At 64.0% G+C, this 16,445-nt stretch carries 17 protein-coding genes; 16 read left to right on the top strand and 1 reads right to left on the bottom strand.

From position 1 onward, the window contains the following. The first annotated feature begins 78 nt into the window (after positions 1-78). The 6 genes from DACI_RS31935 to DACI_RS10490 all read left to right on the top strand — a co-directional run bounded on the left by DACI_RS31935 (position 79) and on the right by DACI_RS10490 (position 5,768). Positions 79-432 carry a hypothetical protein gene (locus tag DACI_RS31935; protein ID WP_085121353.1) on the top strand — a complete coding sequence of 118 codons (354 nt, stop codon included), beginning with the start codon at positions 79-81 and terminating at the stop codon, positions 430-432. Between the two features lie 355 nt (positions 433-787). Next, complete coding sequence (locus DACI_RS31140; protein ID WP_157059642.1) at positions 788-1,756, top strand: virulence factor TspB C-terminal domain-related protein; 969 nt, start codon at positions 788-790, stop codon at positions 1,754-1,756. Beyond that, positions 1,756-2,046 (top strand): DUF2523 domain-containing protein, encoded by a 291-nt coding sequence (locus DACI_RS10500; RefSeq protein ID WP_012204021.1) that lies wholly within the window; start codon positions 1,756-1,758, stop codon positions 2,044-2,046. Before DACI_RS31140 ends, DACI_RS10500 begins: the two co-directional genes overlap by 1 nt. Continuing rightward, positions 2,047-3,072: a zonular occludens toxin family protein gene (locus DACI_RS31135; protein ID WP_012204020.1), complete on the top strand. Its 1,026-nt coding sequence runs from the start codon at positions 2,047-2,049 to the stop codon at positions 3,070-3,072. A 243-nt stretch (positions 3,073-3,315) separates the two neighbouring features. Further along, positions 3,316-3,888 carry a recombinase family protein gene (locus tag DACI_RS10495; RefSeq protein WP_012204019.1) on the top strand — a complete coding sequence of 191 codons (573 nt, stop codon included), beginning with the start codon at positions 3,316-3,318 and terminating at the stop codon, positions 3,886-3,888. A gap of 347 nt (positions 3,889-4,235) precedes the next feature. After that, a complete protein-coding gene (locus DACI_RS10490; RefSeq protein ID WP_012204018.1) occupies positions 4,236-5,768 on the top strand; it encodes an ArnT family glycosyltransferase in 1,533 nt (510 codons plus the stop codon). 24 nt (positions 5,769-5,792) lie between these two features. Here the strand turns inward: DACI_RS10490 and DACI_RS10485 are convergent, their stop codons facing one another. Beyond that, positions 5,793-6,320 carry a hypothetical protein gene (locus DACI_RS10485; RefSeq protein ID WP_012204017.1) on the bottom strand — a complete coding sequence of 176 codons (528 nt, stop codon included), beginning with the start codon at positions 6,318-6,320 and terminating at the stop codon, positions 5,793-5,795. A 260-nt stretch (positions 6,321-6,580) separates the two neighbouring features. On the opposite strand from DACI_RS10485, the gene DACI_RS10480 reads away from it, so the two are divergent. The 10 genes from DACI_RS10480 to DACI_RS10435 all read left to right on the top strand — a co-directional run bounded on the left by DACI_RS10480 (position 6,581) and on the right by DACI_RS10435 (position 16,419). Beyond that, entirely contained in the window at positions 6,581-8,014 is a 1,434-nt protein-coding gene (locus DACI_RS10480; RefSeq protein WP_012204016.1) for an amidase, read from the top strand. 1 nt (position 8,015) lies between these two features. After that, positions 8,016-8,891 carry a polysaccharide deacetylase family protein gene (locus DACI_RS10475; RefSeq protein WP_012204015.1) on the top strand — a complete coding sequence of 292 codons (876 nt, stop codon included), beginning with the start codon at positions 8,016-8,018 and terminating at the stop codon, positions 8,889-8,891. A gap of 28 nt (positions 8,892-8,919) precedes the next feature. Further along, positions 8,920-10,365, top strand: coding sequence for an MFS transporter (locus tag DACI_RS10470; RefSeq protein WP_012204014.1), 1,446 nt, complete (start codon positions 8,920-8,922; stop codon positions 10,363-10,365). A 7-nt stretch (positions 10,366-10,372) separates the two neighbouring features. Further along, complete coding sequence (locus DACI_RS10465) at positions 10,373-11,149, top strand: SDR family NAD(P)-dependent oxidoreductase (RefSeq protein WP_012204013.1); 777 nt, start codon at positions 10,373-10,375, stop codon at positions 11,147-11,149. Between the two features lie 11 nt (positions 11,150-11,160). Next, the gene (locus tag DACI_RS10460) at positions 11,161-11,919 is read left to right on the top strand and encodes an SDR family NAD(P)-dependent oxidoreductase (protein WP_012204012.1); all 759 of its coding nucleotides are present in this window, start codon (positions 11,161-11,163) and stop codon (positions 11,917-11,919) included. A gap of 191 nt (positions 11,920-12,110) precedes the next feature. Then, on the top strand, positions 12,111-12,455 hold the full coding sequence (locus tag DACI_RS10455; RefSeq protein WP_225971097.1) for a hypothetical protein: 345 nt from the start codon (positions 12,111-12,113) through the stop codon (positions 12,453-12,455). After that, positions 12,452-13,546, top strand: a complete 1,095-nt coding sequence (locus DACI_RS10450) for a CobW family GTP-binding protein (protein WP_012204011.1) — start codon at positions 12,452-12,454, stop codon at positions 13,544-13,546. Before DACI_RS10455 ends, DACI_RS10450 begins: the two co-directional genes overlap by 4 nt. A 23-nt stretch (positions 13,547-13,569) precedes the next feature. Beyond that, positions 13,570-14,760, top strand: a complete 1,191-nt coding sequence (locus tag DACI_RS10445) for an ABC transporter substrate-binding protein (RefSeq protein WP_012204010.1) — start codon at positions 13,570-13,572, stop codon at positions 14,758-14,760. 64 nt (positions 14,761-14,824) lie between these two features. Then, on the top strand, positions 14,825-15,901 hold the full coding sequence (locus tag DACI_RS10440) for a GntR family transcriptional regulator (protein ID WP_012204009.1): 1,077 nt from the start codon (positions 14,825-14,827) through the stop codon (positions 15,899-15,901). Between the two features lie 128 nt (positions 15,902-16,029). Further along, positions 16,030-16,419, top strand: a complete 390-nt coding sequence (locus DACI_RS10435) for a hypothetical protein (RefSeq protein ID WP_012204008.1) — start codon at positions 16,030-16,032, stop codon at positions 16,417-16,419. Positions 16,420-16,445: the final 26 nt, after the last annotated feature.

The raw sequence follows: 16,445 nt of genomic DNA, 5'->3' as shown, positions 1-16,445 counted from the left end.
CGCATGGGTATCTGCAGCGGTGCTATCCGCCCGTGTGGCTTTGTTTGCTCACCGCTTTATTAAGTCGCGGAGTTTGTAATGCCTTCTTTTCAGGTGGGTGCTGCTTGCTACCCGACTCAGATTCAGGCCGCGCAGATAGTCGCCAGCTCGCAGATTGGCGGCATCGTGCAACAAGGCGGATCGGCTCATGTTGTTGAGTTAAGGTCCATAAATCCAACCTCTATCACATATGGCCTTCGTCCTGTCTCTGGTGGCCCGCTGATCGAAGTGGTGAGCACATTCGATGCCCAGCCGTGCGGTTTGCTTCAGGCTTCTGATGGGATTGCGCTCGGCTGGATGGTTGGCGGCGTTTGGATCGTCGTTTATGGCTTGATGTTCATTGCGCGTACTGTCTTTCATGTTGGTGACGGGGGTAATGATGGCAACACCTGAGTTTTATGCTGCCTTTATTGGTGTCCTGGGGGCTGTATGGCTGATTTGCGGGCGTTGGTAATTCTGGCCGCATGTGCGTTTTCGGGGGCGTGTATAGCTGGCTACGCACAATTGGCTCCTCCCGTTGGTTGGAGTCCCACTAGTGTCGGCGGATCTGCTGGCACTTTTAATTTGGGCAACGCTGCAAACGGCTCTAGTCTTGTTGGCAATACCGTCAGAACCACTGCATCGCTGAATGTTGGTGGTCGTGCTATCTCTGTTCCTGCGTCAATGAGATTCGCGCAGAATGCTCCAAAATTTCTTGCAGGGCGTGTTGGTTCGGCTCTCGCTATTGGTGGAGGCGCCGCATTAACGGGTGGATTATCTGTTGCTGCCGCGTTATTGCTTCCTATTGCTGTTGAGTGGTGGCAGCAAACCGAATTCGAGTGGGATGGTAATAAGTGGCTGCAAAAAAAAGAAGGTGCTGAACGGCTATTGGACCGATGTTTATGGTTATGGGCAGTATCCAACTCCTGACGCTGCTTGCAATGCTCGCCTTTCTAACGTTTGGGCAGTGATGGTTCCTGGAAATCCTGCGAAGGCGGATTGTCATGCCGGTCCAACTGCTATTGCGGGATCTGTTATTAGAATTGGAAGCGAAACTACCGAGACGATCGTAGTTCCCTATGAGCCCAAAGTTCGTGAATCTCTTGAAAATACGCCTTTACCTGAAAAGCTACCCGGAATTATTCCTCTCGATTATCCTATCGACTTGCCTGTTATAAATCCCTCTCCGGCAATGCAGCCGCAGCCGCTATTTGTTCCTACTGGCAACCCGGTTCAAAATCCGAGCTATGACCCTAGTGCAGCACCTGGGCCTAACAATAGTCCGTATCTCCAGCCTGGGATCAGAGTCGTTCCGTCCCCAGCTCCTGGTGCACCGTGGCAGGTTGACTTGCAGCCTATAAACAGGCCTGTGGATAGCCCTAATCCTGATCCAAACCCCAAGTCAGATCCTAATCCTAGTGATGGTGACAAGCCATCTGAGAAAGATCCCGGTCTGTGTGATATGTATCCCGATATTCTTGCTTGCAAAAAGCTTGGTGATATCGAGGCTAAAGAATTGCCAAAAAAGACTATTCCGCTGCGAATAGATAAACAGAACGTTGGGCCGGAAAATGGCTCATGCCCTGCTCCTCGCCAGTTCGAGATAATGGGGCAGTCTATGGCGTTTCAATGGGATTTGCTTTGTGACTTTGCCACAGGAATAAGACCAATCCTTATTGGTTTTGCTTGGTTGTCGGCCGCTTTAGCGTTTGTCGGATTAACTAGGAGGGGCGACTAATGGAAGGTATTGCAGAATGGCTTGCCAAAATATCATGGCCCTTGGTATCTCGCGTGCTTGTCTCTCTTGGGTTTGGCTATACGACGTATGAGGGTGCTGATACTGCTATTACTAATGCTATAAGCTCTATACAGGGCGCGTTTGCCGGTCTTGGTGCTGAGGTGCTGCAGCTATTGGCCATGGCGGGGTTTTTTGATGCCATGTCGATCACAAGCGGCGGTATCGTTTCTGGTTTGGCCTGGATGGTAATGAAGCGATTTGCGCTGCAGACTACTGGGCAGGGGGCATAAATGCTTACTCTTATTACTGGCAATCCTGGTACTGGTAAGAGTGCTGCCCTTGTGTCCATGCTCGAAGAGCTTGGTAAAGATCGTCAGCTATATGTGAATGGCATTCCTGAATTGCTCATTCCGCATATCGAATTGACAGAGCCTGAAAAATGGCATGAAACGGTTCCCGATGGCTCCGTCATCATCATTGATGAGGTTCAGCGGATATGGCGGCCTTCTGGTCCTGGCCAGAAGATACCTGACATGATCGCGTTGCTTGAAACGCACCGCCATCGCGGTCTAGATTTCTACATCATCACGCAGGGGCCGAATCTCATTCATGCTAATGTGCGCGCGCTAATCGGCCGGCATGTGCATTTGCGTGATCTTGGTATTCTTGGTCGCTGGTGGTATGAGTGGCCTGAGTGTGCAGATAATTGCCGTACCGGCTGGAAAAATGCGCCGATTAAAAAGCGCTATAGGCTTCCAAAAAGCGTATTTGGGAAGTACAAAAGCGCAAGTATTCACGTCAAACCCGTCAGGTCATTTCCGTGGATGCTTGTTGTGATGATTGCAGCGCTTTTGACAGTATTTGTCATGTCCTGGTTTGCATACAGGGCCATCAATGCCCGTCTGCATCCTGTGGCGCCAGAGCCGGTTTCTGTGACGCCTAATGCATCAGTTCAGCCGTCCCGGCAGGATATTCCAGTTAATACGGTCTCTTCGCCTGTCGTTGCTCCTGATGAGCGCGTCGCATTTATTCCTAGGCTTTCTGATCGGCCCTGGACTGCTCCTGCATACGATGAGATTCGGCGGGTTGTTGCTATGCCTTTGATCACTGGAGCGATGTGTATCAATGACCACTGCGTGTGTTTTAACGGTTCGCGTCGTTTGCTGGACGTTAGCAGTGATGCATGTAATGAGTGGCGCATCCAGCGGCCATTTAATCCTTACGATGCGGAGCCTGTCCTCGTTGACGGCGGTAGTTCTTCGGATCGTACTGAATCGATCGAACGTCAAAGCGCTCCTGCTCACGGCGCGTCTTGATCAGGTTTTTGCTGCGTCGTGTCCTGCTAAAAAGTTTCAGTAGCCATCTGATCATGATTGTCTCTGTTTAGGGCGCTTGGGTCGTTTTTAGAGAGCGCTGGCTATCTAGTCATGCCCTTTTCGTTTTGTGGTTTCGTTCCCGGTGTCGATTTGTTGTGCTTGGCTTTTCTACATGTGGTGTTTGTTGGTGTTGTGTATTGGCGGCAATAGCATCTGTGCATCCATACAGTACAGGAGTTTGCCATGTTGGTAGGCTATGCCCGCGTATCTACACAGGATCAGGATACCGCACTACAGATTGAGGCGATGCGTGCGGCAGGCGTTCTCAAGGTGTTCGAAGAGAAAGCCAGTGGCGCGAGGATCGATCGACCTGTCCTTTGGGAGTGTCTGGGGTCTCTGAGATCGGGTGACCAGTTCGTGTTCTACAAACTCGACAGAGTTGCGCGGTCTTTGTCGGATCTGCTGAAGATCCTTGATCGTGTTGAGCGTGCGGGAGCGTCTATCAAGTCACTGACTGAGCCTATAGACACTGGCTCGGCTGCCGGTCGTTTGATGCTGCAAATCCTGGGGGCGATGGCGGAGTTTGAGCGCACCTTGATCCGGGAGAGGACTGTGGCCGGGCAGCGCGAAGCGATGGCGCGTGGTGTTCACTGCGGAAGATCGTTGTCCGTCGATGCTGAGACTGCTGCGGCAATCGTTGATGCTTATGCATCGGGGCTCTACACGCTAAAGGGTGTGGGTCAACGCTACGGGGTGTCGGACAGTGTTGTTAAGCGCCTTGTCTACAAGCGGACGAAGCCCAGCTATCGTTCGTAGTACCTTGCGAATGTTGTCCGCAAGGTACAGCCTCCGCCAGATCCAGATGATCAGAAACAAAGCGCCTGCCCAGGCGCTTTTTTCTTGTCCATCGCGCGCCAGGCAGGTTCAACCAGCGCCCTGCCCCCGGGCTGCAGCCACGCAGCCCGCCGTGAGACCGCAGGCAACGGTCTCCACACATTCTTCACACAGTCTTTACATTAGATTAACCAGCCAGACATAAGCTGCCGGGCTTCTAGCGCCCGCGTAAGCCAAGAGTCCGTAGCCAACGCTGAAGCTCCCGTTCGACCGTCTCCCTGGGAATTTCCCTTGTGCCAGCGCACTTCTCTCCGCTGCCGGCCTCTGTCATGACCTCTCCTGTTTCCTCTCAAGCAGCGAGCGCGATCACGCGAAGCGCTCCGCTGGCCCTGGCCGCTCCGTCGCTTTCACTCGCACTCAAGATCGCCATCGGCCTGCTGGTCTTTGCCGTGGCCTGGCTGCTGCAGATCGACAGCTCCAGCCTCACCGCACCCAAGGACAACCTCGAACAGCTGACCTGGGTGCACAGCCTGGAATGGGGCTACTACAAGCACCCGCCCCTGCCGACCTGGCTGCTTTCGGTGCCGGTCCATCTGTTCGGGCTGTCTGCGCGCACCAGCTACGCCACCGGCGCGCTTTTCACGCTGGCGGGCCTGTTCCTCTTCTGGAAGCTGCTGAACGACTTGCGCGGCAGCCGCTACGCCACGCTGGCCCTGTTGGCAGCCATGTGCATCACGTACTACAACGAGCGGATGCACTTCTTCAACCATGAAGTCGTGCTGATGCCCTTCTTCGCGGCCAGCGCCCTGCTGGTGTGGCGTGCGGTGGGCAGCAGGCAGCTGCGCTGGTGGGCCGCCCTGGGCTGCTGCCTGGGGCTGGGCGCACTGGCCAAGTACCAGATGATCCTGGCCGCCGTGGCGGTATTCCTGTTCTGGCTGGCGTCAGGCGCCTGGCGCGAGCGGGTCCACATGATCGGCCTGCTGCTGGCGGCAGCCATCTCGCTGGCCATCATCTCGCCGCACCTGTACTGGCTTTTCCTGAACGACTTCGGCCCCATCCGCTATGCCACCGAATCCTCGCTGGGCGCCAGCCTGGGCGGCGGCGCAAGACTGCTCAATACGCTGCACTGGCTGGCCGACCAGCTGCTCAACCGTGCATTGCTCGCCTGGATGCTGCTGGGACTGGTGATAGCCCTGCACCGCCGCAGCCGCCTTGCGCCGCAGGACACACCGCAGCGTCCCGGGACAGCCGATGCATCGCGCGCGCTGATCCTGTGCTTTGGCCTCACGCCCATCGTGCTGACCTGTGCCATAGGCATCTTTGCGGGCTCGTCGCTGCAGCTGCACTGGGGCACGCCCTTTCTGCTGCTGGCCGTTCCCGTCGCCATGGAGCTGGCCGGTGCCAGGCTGCAGCCGTCGCGCATATCGATCACCACCGCCATCAAGTGCTTCGTGGCACTTCAACTGGCCTTGCTGCTCGTGGCCCAGATGACCTCGGCGCGCAGTGAACTGCGGCTTAACAGCCGGCACTGGAGAAACTTCGATTCAAAGGCCTTGAGCCAGGCGCTTGCCGAACCCGCGCGCGAAGCGCTGGGCGGCGACATCCGCGTGATCGCAGGCCCCACGGCCGAGGCCAAGGCCCTGGCCCTGAAGCTGCGCGAAAAGCCCCTGGTGCTGATCGATGGCCGCATGGACATCAGCCCCTGGATTTCCCAGCACATGGTGGATGCCTGCGGCGTGCTGCACCTGCAACTGGCGGCATCGCAGCCGCCCGGCCATCAGCCGGTGGGAGAAGGATTTCCATCCCTCTTCTGGCGTGTCACCCTGCCGGAGGAAGATGCGGGCAGCTGCATCCCAAGCTGAACAGGGTGATGGCTGGGCCGGGCACTAGCGAACCAGCACGTGCCGCACATCGATGGCAAAGCCGCTCAAACCCTTGCCCGGGGTTTCGCCGTCTTCGACGTCCACATCGAACAACTGCCAGTGCGCTTGCCTGCCTTGCGGCAAAGGCAGACAGGAGATCTGCGGCCCCATGTCGATCATGGCTGCGATGTCATTGACAGCATGCGCCTGTGCCGCGCGCACCAGGGGCATCAGCAAGTCGTCGGTAATGCCCAACGCGCGCAGGCGGCCCAGCGCCTGCTGCGCATCGCTGAGCAACGGGCCTTCGTTGACGTTCAGATCTCCTTGGTGCAACTGCTCCAGCCAGCGGCTGTCTCCGGCGGCCGATACCTCGCTGCACAACCCGTGAACCAGTGCCGCCATTGCCACGGTGGGCTCTCCGCGGCTTTCGCTCAGAGCCCATAGCACGGGCTCGGCCATACCCAGGGATTCGTAGTACGGAAAAAGCGCGTGCAGCTCGGGATGCTGTTCGAGCAAGTATTCGCTGTGGGACTTCTTGGGCTTCTTGGGCATGGGCGTGTGCTTTCAGGTCAATGCGCCGTGATTTTCGGCGGTGCTGGCTGAGTCACGGTTACGCAGCCAATGCCGCATTGCCTTGCTCGGGCAATGGCACCGTCCACCAGGGCTTCAAGGCATGGCAGGCGCCCACAGACAGCGCACGCAGCTTTCTCCACCCATCAACAGCGCCACATCCCCCGGGTAACCACCCGGACGCTGGATGCAGGCGCTCACTAGAATCAAAAAATGAACTTTGACATCAACATTCAAATTCAATGAAAACCAATGGCTGCCAGACGGCGCCTTCCTCGGCCTCCGAACTGCATGCGGCCTATGCAGCCGGCACGCTGACGCCCATGCAAGCCACCGAGCACTGCCTGCGGGTTGCCTGCGCAAGCCAGTCCGTGTTCACGCGCATCACGGCGGACCGCGCGCTCGAGGAGGCCCGGCAGTCCACCGAGCGCTGGCGCGCGGGCCGGCCGCTGGGGCCGCTGGACGGCATCCCCATCAGCTGGAAGGACTTGTTCGACGTGCGCGGCACGCCGACCACGGCGGCCTCGGCCCTGCTGCAGTCGGCCGCGCCAGCCCGGGCCGACGCCGCCGTGGTTGCGCTTGCCGCAGCGGCCGGCATGGTCTGCCTAGGCAAGACCAATCTCAGTGAGTTCGCCTACTCGGGCCTGGGGCTCAATCCCTGCTTCGGCACGCCGGTGTTTGCACATGAGGGAGGCCACGACCGGGCGCCCGGGGGCTCGTCCAGCGGCGCTGCGCTGGCCGTGGCCCTGGGGTGCGGGCCGCTGGCCATGGGCACGGACACGGCGGGGTCCGTGCGCATTCCCGCCGCCTTCAACGGGCTGGTGGGCTATCGCGCCAGCAGGGGGCGCTATTGCCTGCAGGGCGTGTTTGCGCTGGCGCCGTCCCTGGACACCCTGGGGCCGCTGGCCCTGAGCGTGGCCGACTGCATGGCGCTGGACCGCGTGCTGCGCGGGCTGACCGACGACGGCCATGCCAACGCATCCCCCGCCGCGGACCTGCGCAATCAGGTGTTCTGCACGGACCTCAGCCTTCTGGATGACGACCGCGTGCAAGCTCCCGTGCGCAACAACCTCCTGTCCTCCCTGGCCTTGCTGGAGACCCGGGGTGCCCGCGTGGAGCGCCGCACGCTGCGCAGCCTGCGCGCCGTACGGACGCTGACCCGGCGCCATGGCTGGCTGGGCGCCCATGAAGCCTTTGCCACCCACCGCGCACGCCTGGACGATGCCGATCAGGCCGCACGCATGGACCCGCGCGTGCGCCAGCGCCTGGAGGCGGCCAGGCATCTGAGTCCTGACAGCTACCGGACATTGATCGCCCAGCGCGCACCACTGATGGCCTTGTTCGCGCAGGAGCTGGGCGATGCCACCCTGGTGCTGCCCACCACGGGCCACACCGCCCCCCTGCTGCTGCCGCTGCTGGACGACGACAGGCTGTTTGCCGAAACCAACCTCGCCACGCTGCGGCTGACCATGCCCGGCAGCTACCTGGACACGCCGGCCGTGGCCCTGCCCAGCGGCGTGCAGCGCATTCCCGGCCTGGACGGCAGGCCTGCGTTTCTGCCCACGGGCCTGCAGCTCATGCGCTCCCGGGGCGATGACGACCGGCTGCTGCGCATTGCGCTGAGCGTCGAACAGGTTCTTTCCCCCTCCACCGTTCCCATTGATAGGAGTGCATGACATGAGCAAGGAAATCCAGATCACGTTTGGCGTGGACGTCGATGCCGTCGGCGGCTGGCTCGGTTCGTATGGCGGGGAGGACTCGCCCGACGACATCTCGCGCGGCATGTTCGCGGGCGAGGTCGGCTCGCTGCGACTGCTCAAGCTGTTCCACAAATACGGCCTGAAGACCACCTGGTTCATTCCGGGCCACTCTGCCGAGACCTTTCCCGAGCAGATGAAGGCAGTGGTGGACGCGGGCCACGAAATCGGCATCCACGGCTACAGCCATGAGAACCCGATTGCCATGACGCCCGAGCAGGAAGAGGCCGTGCTGGACCGCAGCATCGAAGTCATCACGCGGCTGGCAGGCCGCGCGCCCACGGGCTACGTCGCTCCGTGGTGGGAATTCAGCCCGGTCACCAACGAGCTGCTGCTCAAGAAAGGCATCAAGTACGACCACAGCCTGATGCACAACGACTTCCACCCGTACTACGTGCGCGTGGGCGACCAGTGGACCCGCATCGACTACAGCAAGCATCCGGACACCTGGATGAAGCCCCTTGTGCGCGGCAAGGAGACACGGCTGGTCGAGATCCCCGCCAACTGGTATCTGGACGACCTGCCGCCCATGATGTTCATCAAGAAGTCGCCCAACAGCCACGGCTTCGTCAATCCGCGCGACATAGAGCAGATGTGGCGCGACCAGTTCGACTGGGTCTACCGCGAGCACGACTACGCGGTCTTCCCCATCACCATCCACCCCGATGTCTCCGGCCGCCCCCAGGTGCTGCTGATGCTGGAGCGCCTGATCGAGCATTTCCAGTCGCATGAGGGCGTGCGCTTCATGACGTGCGACCAGATCGCCGACGACTTCCTGCACCGCCAGCCGCGTTGATGCCGCATCCCACCTCAGCGAGGACACCATGAATACCTCCGCCATTGCATCCGACGCCCCAGGCGCCGGCCATCCGGCCCCGGCCGGCATCGACGCCCCCTGGACCGCGCCCACCGTGACGCGCAGGCAGGTCAGCTACGCCACCTGGGTCTGCTTTTTCGCCTGGGTCTTTGCCGTCTACGACTTCATCCTCTTCGGCACCCTGCTGCCGCAACTGGGCGAGCACTTCCAGTGGAGCGCCGAGCAGCAGGCGCGGCTGAACACCTGGGTGACGCTGGGCACGGTGATCGTGGCCTTTGCCATCGGCCCCATTGCGGACCGGCTGGGGCGGCGCAAGGGCATCATCATCGCCGTGGCAGGCGCCGCGCTGTGCTCGGGACTGACGGCGCTGGCCGGCTGGGTGATCGGGCTGTCGGCGGGCCTGGGCTTCGTGCTGCTGATCGTGGTGCGCTCGCTGGCGGGCCTGGGCTATGCCGAGCAAAGCATCAACGCCACCTACCTGAGCGAGCTGTTCTCCCTGGTCTATACCGACCCGGCCTCGCTGCGGCGGCGCGGCTTCATCTACTCGCTGGTGCAGGGCGGCTGGCCCGTGGGCGCCGTGCTCACGGCCGTGCTGGTGGCCCTGCTGTATCCGCTGGGCGAGCGCTGGTTCGGCCAGGGCGGCGGCTGGGCGCTGTCCTTCGTGTTCGCCATGTTCCCGGCCCTGGTGATCGCCGTGCTGGGCCGACGGCTGGTGGAAACGCCCCAGTTCCTGACCGCGCGGCGCGTGGCCGATCTGCGCCGCGCCGGGCGCGAGGCAGAGGCCATGCGCCTGGCGCAGGAGCATGGCGCCAGCCCACAGCAGGAGCAGCACACCGGCCTGTCGGCCATGTTCCGCGGTGCTTCGCTGCGGCCCACGCTGTCGCTGGCCCTGGGCTTTTTCCTGAACTGGTTCGCCATCGTGATCTTCGCGGTGCTGGGCACCTCGGTGCTGGGCGGCGCGGGCGGCACGCCGGGCAAGGGCGTGGATTTCTCCAGCGCGCTGCAGGTGCTCATCATCTCCAATCTCGCGGGCTTTCTGGGCTATGTCTTCCACGGCTGGCTCGGTGACCGCATAGGCCGGCGCAACGCCGTGGCCATCGGCTGGATGCTGGGTGGCCTGGCCTTCGCGCTCATGCTGAACGCGCCCTCGGGCGACTTCTGGCGCATCGTGCCGCTGTACTCGCTGGGGCTGTTCTTCCTGATCGGCCCCTATGCAGCCGCCCTGTTCCTGATTGGCGAGAGCTTTCCCAGCCACATCCGTGCCACGGCCAGCTCCTTCGTCAACGCCATGGGCCAGGTGGGCGCAATCGCGGCAGGCTTCGGCGTGACCTGGACGCTGTCGCAGGGGGCGGACTGGGTGCAGGCGGCACTGTACTGGGGCGCCATTCCCTGCGCGGCCTCGGGCCTGCTGATGTTTCTGGCGCCCCATGTCGATCCCGAGACCGTGAAGTGAGGCCGCCATGACCCCGGACACCCCCAGCAACAAGGTGGCCCTCGTCACGGGCGCCGCCAGCGGCATCGGCCAGGCGCTGGCCGTGGCCTATGCGCAGGCAGGCATTGCCGTGGCCGGCAGCTACTACCCCCGGGATCCTCACGATCCCGGCCAGACCCTGGAACTCGTCGAACGCGCGGGCGGGCGGTGCGTCATGGAGGCGGTCGATGTGGGCGATGCCGAACAGGTCGAGCACCTGGCCCGGGTCGCCGTGGACCGCTTCGGCCGGCTGGACTTCGCCGTCGCCAATGCGGGTTTGCTGCGCCAGGCGGCCCTGACCGAGATGAGCGATGCGCAGTGGCTGGAGGTCATCAACATCGACCTGGGCGGCGTGATGCGCACCTTCCGGGCCAGTGCGCGCCACATGGCTGCAGGCGGGGCCATGGTGGCCGTCTCCTCCATTGCAGGTGGCGTCTACGGCTGGGAGCAGCATGCCCACTATGCAGCCGCCAAGGCAGGCGTGCCCGGGCTGTGCCGCGCCGTGGCCATGGAGCTGGCACCGCGCGGCATACGCTGCAATGCCGTGATTCCGGGCCTGATCGAGACGCCGCAATCGCTGGACCCGGTCAACTCGCTGGGGCCGGAGGGGCTGGCGCAGGCGGCCAGGGGCATCCCGCTGGGACGCGTGGGGCAGGCCCGCGAAATCGCCGCCCTGATCCGCTTCCTGACCAGCGAGGAGGCCTCCTACATCACCGGCCAATCCATCATTGCCGACGGCGGCCTGACCGTGCGCTGGCCCAGTTGAGGACATCCGACATGAACACCTCCAAGCCCCTGGACGGCCGCCGCGCCGTCGTGACAGGCGCCGGCAGCGGCATCGGCGAGGCCATCGCCCTGGCCTATGCGCAGGCCGGCGCGCAGCTGTTGCTGGCCGACATCGATGCCGCCCGCGCCGACAGCGTGGCCCGGCGCTGCCGCGCGCTGGGCGCGCAGGCCGAAACCGTGATCGGCGACGTGGGCGACGAGTCCACGGCCCACCGCATCGTCGACCGCTGCGTGCAGGCCTTCGGCGGCATCGACATCCTGGTGAACAACGCCGGCATGCTCACCCAGTCGCGCTGCGCCGACATGTCCACCGCGATGTGGGACGAGATGCTGCGCGTGGACCTGCGCAGCGTCTTCCTGTGCGCGCGGCGCGCGGTGCCGCACATGCAGGCGCAGCGCTGGGGCCGCATCATCAACATCGCATCGCAGCTGGGCATCAAGGGCGGTGTGGAGCTGAGCCACTATGCGGCGGCCAAGGCCGGCGTGATCGGCTTCACCAAGTCGCTGGCGCTGGAAGTGGCACCCGACAACGTCCTGGTCAACGCCATTGCCCCCGGCCCCATCGCCACGCCGCTGGTCGATGGCATCAGCGCGGACTGGAAGCGCGCCAAGGAGGCCAGCCTGCCGCTGGGCCGCTTCGGCCGCGCCGACGAAGTGGCGCCCACGGCGGTGCTGCTGGCCTCCGATCCCGGTGGCAATCTGTATGTGGGACAGACGCTGGGGCCCAATTCCGGCGATGTCATGCCGTGAAAAGAAGCACCCCCTGAGTCGCTTCGCGCCTTCCCCCTCTCTTCGGAGGGGGGCGTACGGGCAGCCGGCGACACCCTCGGTGCGGGGCGGCGCGGCCGGCATAGGCCCTTCCTCGGTGTCTCTGCTCTTTGGCTGCGCCAGTTTCGCAGGCGGCTCCATTCGCAACCGAAAGGGTTTCTGTCATGTGTGGAATGTGCGGTTTGCTGCAGGGCTCCGGCCACTGGAGCCAGGCGCCAGCCGGATCGGCCGGGCGCCGCCAGCGGCTGATTCAGATTGCGCGCGCCAACCGGCTGCTGGCGCTGTGGCGGCTGCGGCTCAGCGATTTCCATGGCCAGTCCTATGTACTGGCCGGCCCCACGGGGGCCAGCGTGCTGATTGCCGATTTCGGCGCGCTGTGGCCCGCCGCCGAGCAGATGCTGGGCCGTGCCCTGGATCCGCTGGCCATGCCGTGGCAGCCGGCGCAGGCACAAGAGCAGGCACAAGTGCAGTCACAAGGGCGTGCACCAGCGCAGGAACACAGGGAGCAGGCGCCATGAGCGGCCTGACGGACCACCACGGCGAGCGGCTGCCCGTGGGCGTGCTCACAGGCTTTCTGGGCAGCGGCAAGACCACGCTGCTCAGGCAATGGCTGCAGGACTCGCCCGCGGGCGAGACTGCGGTGCTCATCAACGAATTCGGGGCCGTGGGGCTGGACCATCTGCTGGTGGGCCGCATAGACGCCGACACGGTGCTGCTGGACAACGGCTGCGTCTGCTGCGCCATACGCGGCGAACTCAAGGACGCTTTGTGGCGCCTGCACCAGCGCCGCCTGCGCGGCGAGCTGCCGCCTTTTCAAAGGGTGCTGATGGAGACCACGGGGCTGGCCGCGCCCGGCCCTGTGATCGCCACCCTGATCGGCGATGCGCAGCTGCGCCAGATCTTCAGGCCGGCCTTCATCTCCACCGTGGTCGATGCACTGCATGCCCCGTGGCAGCAGTCCCGGCGCCCCGAATGGCTGGCCCAGGTCGCGGCGGCCGACCGGCTGTACCTGAGCAAGACCGACCTGGCCACGCCACAGCAGGCCGAGGCACAGCGTGCGCAACTGGCGCAGATCAATCCCCTGGCCAGCATCGTCACCTGCGGCCTTGGCGCAGCGGTACCGCCTGCCTGGCAGATGCAGGAATCCCATGCTCTGCAAACCGATTGGCTGGCACGCGCCATTGCCGGCACGCCGCGCGGCCGCAGGGGCCAGCGCCAGGGCCAGGGTCTGCACGCAGGCGCCCAGGCGTTCTGCCTGGAACTTGACAGCCCGGTGGACTGGTGCGTTCTCACCCTGTGGCTGACCATGCTGCTGCACCGCCATGGCGACCGGCTGCTGCGCCTGAAGGGACTGGTGGCCGTGGCCGCGGATGGCTGGCCGCAGGGGCAGCCCACGGCGCTGCACGGCATGGGCCATCTCATGCACGCCCCCGAGCATTTGCCCGAGTGGCCGGGCGAGGACAGGCGCTCCCGCCTGGTCTTCATCACGGCCGGGCTCGATGAGCAGCATGTCAGGGCCTCCTGGCAATCGTTCCAATCGTTCTACCGCCTCCACTCGCAGGACAATGGCAGCCAGACCCCGGCAAGTCCCTCACTCCACACTGCGTGAACCTCCACGGCAAGGACCGCAACATGCGCAAGAACGATCCCGAACTGCGTGTCCTCGGCACCTCGGTGACGCTGACCGAAGCCCTGCGCCAGCGTGCGCAGCAGGACCTGGGCATACGCATCCATTTCGAGGTGCTGGACGGCTTCGACGCCCAGCGCCAGGCCGTGATGCGCCAGGACAGCTTCGACCTGTACGACCAGTGGTTCCACAGCGTGGATTTCCTGTGGCCCACCGGCACCCTGCAGCCCATCGACACGGCGCGCCTGACCTGTTGGGACGAGGTCAACGCCCTGCCCCGCACCGGCCGCATCACGCCGCAGGCGGCCTTTGGCGCGGGCTGCAATCCTGTCACGCGCCTGTATGTGCAGGCCGATGGCAGCGTCAGCGATGTGCCCAGCGCGCATATCTCCATGCTGCCGCTCACGCACAACGTCGACAGCTTTGTCTACCTGCCCGCCGCCCTGCCCGCGCTGTTCGACCAGGCCGAGGAAAGCTGGTCCTGGCTGGTCTCCCCCGCCTGCCGAGGGCGTGCTGCGCTGCAGGCCGATGCCGCCATCGGCGCGCTGGACGCGGCCCTTGCCCTGCAGGCCAGCGGCGACATGCGTTTCGGCGACATCAGCAACCTGGGGCTGGAGGAAATCGACCGGATGATGGCCGTGCTGCTGCAGCGGCAGGAGTCCGAGCAGTTCCGGGGCTTCTGGGGCAACTACGCCGATGCGGCACGGCTGATGATCGATGCAGGCGTTGCCATCCAGAGCCACTGGTCGCCGGCCATGGGCCACTACCGCGCGGCGGGGCTGGACTACCGGCTGGCCTGTCCGCGCGAAGGCTACCGCGCCTGGTACGGCGGCCTGGGCATCTCCAGCCAGGCCAGGGGCGACACGCTGGACGCCGCCTACCGGTACCTGAACTGGTGGCAATCCGGCTGGCCCGGTGCCGCGATGGCGCGGCAGGGCTACTACATCTCCAACCCGCTGCGCACGCGCGAGTACCTGAGCGCCAGCGAATGGGACTACTGGTACGCCGGCCTGCCTGCCGCCGAAGACCTGCAGGGCACCGACGGCCAGCTCGTGGTCCCGCGCGGCAGCGTGCGCGACGGCGGCTCCTACGAGCAGCGTCTGGGTCGCATCGCCGTCTGGAACACCGTCATGGACGAGCACAACTACCTGGTGCGCCAGTGGGCCACGCTGCTGCGCCGTGCGCGCGCCGTATAGTCCTGCCCGATGACGGCCCCCGCTGGCGGCGGCACACGCACACGCACACGCAGATGAAGCAGGAATGAGAAGAGCCACACAAGCATCCACGCAGACTGCGCGGGACGAAGAGACCGGCGAGCCCGGCGAATCTGGCGATTCCGAGCGCCGGCTGCGCTATGAACTGATACGCCAGCGCCTGCGCCAGGCCATCGTCGAGCAGCGGGTGGCGCCCGGCTTGGTGCTGCTGGAGGGACCGGTGGCCAAGGTCTTCGGCACCAGCCGCATTCCCGTGCGCAAGGCCTTCGAGCTGCTGCATGCCGAAGGGCTGCTGAGCACCTTCGACGGACGCGGCTACCTGGTCGCCCGGCCCGGGCAGGCCGTGCAGCCCCAGCGCCTGACACTGGACGCGCAGGCCCTGGGCCTGGAGGCGGGCCAGGCCACGATCCACATTCCATCGGAAAGCGAGCGCATCCACGACGAGCTGGAGCAGTCCATCTCCATCGCCATGATCTTCGGGCGCTTTCAGATCGATGAGAGCGCCGCCATGGACCACTTCAACGTCAACCGCGTGGCCCTGCGCGAAGTGCTGAGCCGGCTGGTAGATAGAGGGCTGGTAGAGAAAAGCACCTACGCCGCCTGGCGTGTGGCCGCGCTGACGGCACGCGCGGTGAACCAGGACTTCGAGCTGCTCGCCTTGCTGGCGCCCGCAGCGCTGCGCGAAAGCGGGCCGCGCCTGGACAGGGAGATGCTCGCCAGCCTGCGCCAAGGCCTGCAAGGCGCGACAGCGCCAGGTGTTCCGGACACGCAGGAACCATTGCGCCCGGAGCAGCGCCTGGAACAGCGCGTGGAGCAGCACCTGCATGGCGACTTCCTGGCCCGGCATCCCAACGACAAGCTGGTGGGCATGCTGCAGCAGTGCCAGATGCCCTGGCTGATCCACAGCACCTTCTGCCGCATGTTTCCGCAATCGCCCAACCCGCCGCTGACAGAGAACTGCCGGCAGGTCGTCGATGCCTTGTGGGAGGGGGAGTTCGAGCGGGCCGCACAGGCGCTGCAGGACTATCTGGCCCAGGCGCGCAAGCGCGCCCAGCTGCAGCTCAAGGTGCTGGCCGTGCTGCCTGAGACGCAGCTGCCCGCCTACCTGGTGCGGCAGGCCTGATCTTGTGATTGCTGCAGTCGGCTGCCGCTGGCCGGCGCGGCTGGTTGCATGTGGAACCGCTGGTTTGCCTGCCGTTCACCGGGCGTTTACGCAAGCCCGGCATATTGGTCGCCCAAAGGACCGCACCGATGAACGCCTTGCGCATCAGCACCACCGTCTTCACCGAAGCCAGATTCTGGAGCCTGGTGGTTTTCTCGGTCGTTCTTCCCTGCGCCATCTACGCGGCCCTGCTGGCCAAGCGCAGCATCTCGCGCACCACGGTGCTGCTGTTCGGGCTGGCCCTGGTGGCCATGGCGGGGGTGGATGTCTACCTGCTGCAGAGCCTGGCATCGGCGGCCCGGCAGACGCCGTCGCTGTCGGACAACGCCATCTTCGTCTCGGAGCTGTCCACGGCGCTGTACCTGCTGCCGGCCATGATTGGCGGGATCGGCGTGAACATGACCTCGCATGTGCTGATACAGCATCTGTTCGATGCGGAGCGGCGGTTCGACAGCAACCGCAAGAACGAGACCATCTGAGCCGGGCCCCGCCTGGCGCTATCGGA

The sequence above is a fragment of the Delftia acidovorans SPH-1 genome (assembly GCF_000018665.1).
Classification (GTDB): Bacteria; Pseudomonadota; Gammaproteobacteria; order Burkholderiales; family Burkholderiaceae_C; genus Comamonas; species Comamonas acidovorans.
The sequence above is the reverse complement of the archived record's forward strand: the minus strand, read 5'-3'. Positions and strand labels throughout refer to the sequence as shown.

Bases quoted from the DNA above. Each gene is read 5' to 3' on its own strand.
- DACI_RS10480 (WP_012204016.1), top strand. From the start codon at position 6,581: ATGAAAACCAATGGCTGCCAGACGGCGCCTTCCTCGGCCTCCGAACTG.
- DACI_RS10455 (WP_225971097.1), top strand. From the start codon at position 12,111: ATGTGCGGTTTGCTGCAGGGCTCCGGCCACTGGAGCCAGGCGCCAGCC.
- DACI_RS10435 (WP_012204008.1), top strand. From the start codon at position 16,030: ATGAACGCCTTGCGCATCAGCACCACCGTCTTCACCGAAGCCAGATTC.
- DACI_RS10460 (WP_012204012.1), top strand. From the start codon at position 11,161: ATGAACACCTCCAAGCCCCTGGACGGCCGCCGCGCCGTCGTGACAGGC.
- DACI_RS10500 (WP_012204021.1), top strand. From the start codon at position 1,756: ATGGAAGGTATTGCAGAATGGCTTGCCAAAATATCATGGCCCTTGGTA.
- DACI_RS10440 (WP_012204009.1), top strand. From the start codon at position 14,825: ATGAGAAGAGCCACACAAGCATCCACGCAGACTGCGCGGGACGAAGAG.
- DACI_RS10490 (WP_012204018.1), top strand. From the start codon at position 4,236: ATGACCTCTCCTGTTTCCTCTCAAGCAGCGAGCGCGATCACGCGAAGC.
- DACI_RS31135 (WP_012204020.1), top strand. From the start codon at position 2,047: ATGCTTACTCTTATTACTGGCAATCCTGGTACTGGTAAGAGTGCTGCC.
- DACI_RS10450 (WP_012204011.1), top strand. From the start codon at position 12,452: ATGAGCGGCCTGACGGACCACCACGGCGAGCGGCTGCCCGTGGGCGTG.
- DACI_RS31935 (WP_085121353.1), top strand. From the start codon at position 79: ATGCCTTCTTTTCAGGTGGGTGCTGCTTGCTACCCGACTCAGATTCAG.
- DACI_RS10475 (WP_012204015.1), top strand. From the start codon at position 8,016: ATGAGCAAGGAAATCCAGATCACGTTTGGCGTGGACGTCGATGCCGTC.
- DACI_RS10495 (WP_012204019.1), top strand. From the start codon at position 3,316: ATGTTGGTAGGCTATGCCCGCGTATCTACACAGGATCAGGATACCGCA.
- DACI_RS10445 (WP_012204010.1), top strand. From the start codon at position 13,570: ATGCGCAAGAACGATCCCGAACTGCGTGTCCTCGGCACCTCGGTGACG.
- DACI_RS10470 (WP_012204014.1), top strand. From the start codon at position 8,920: ATGAATACCTCCGCCATTGCATCCGACGCCCCAGGCGCCGGCCATCCG.
- DACI_RS10485 (WP_012204017.1), bottom strand. From the start codon at position 6,320: ATGCCCAAGAAGCCCAAGAAGTCCCACAGCGAATACTTGCTCGAACAG.
- DACI_RS10465 (WP_012204013.1), top strand. From the start codon at position 10,373: ATGACCCCGGACACCCCCAGCAACAAGGTGGCCCTCGTCACGGGCGCC.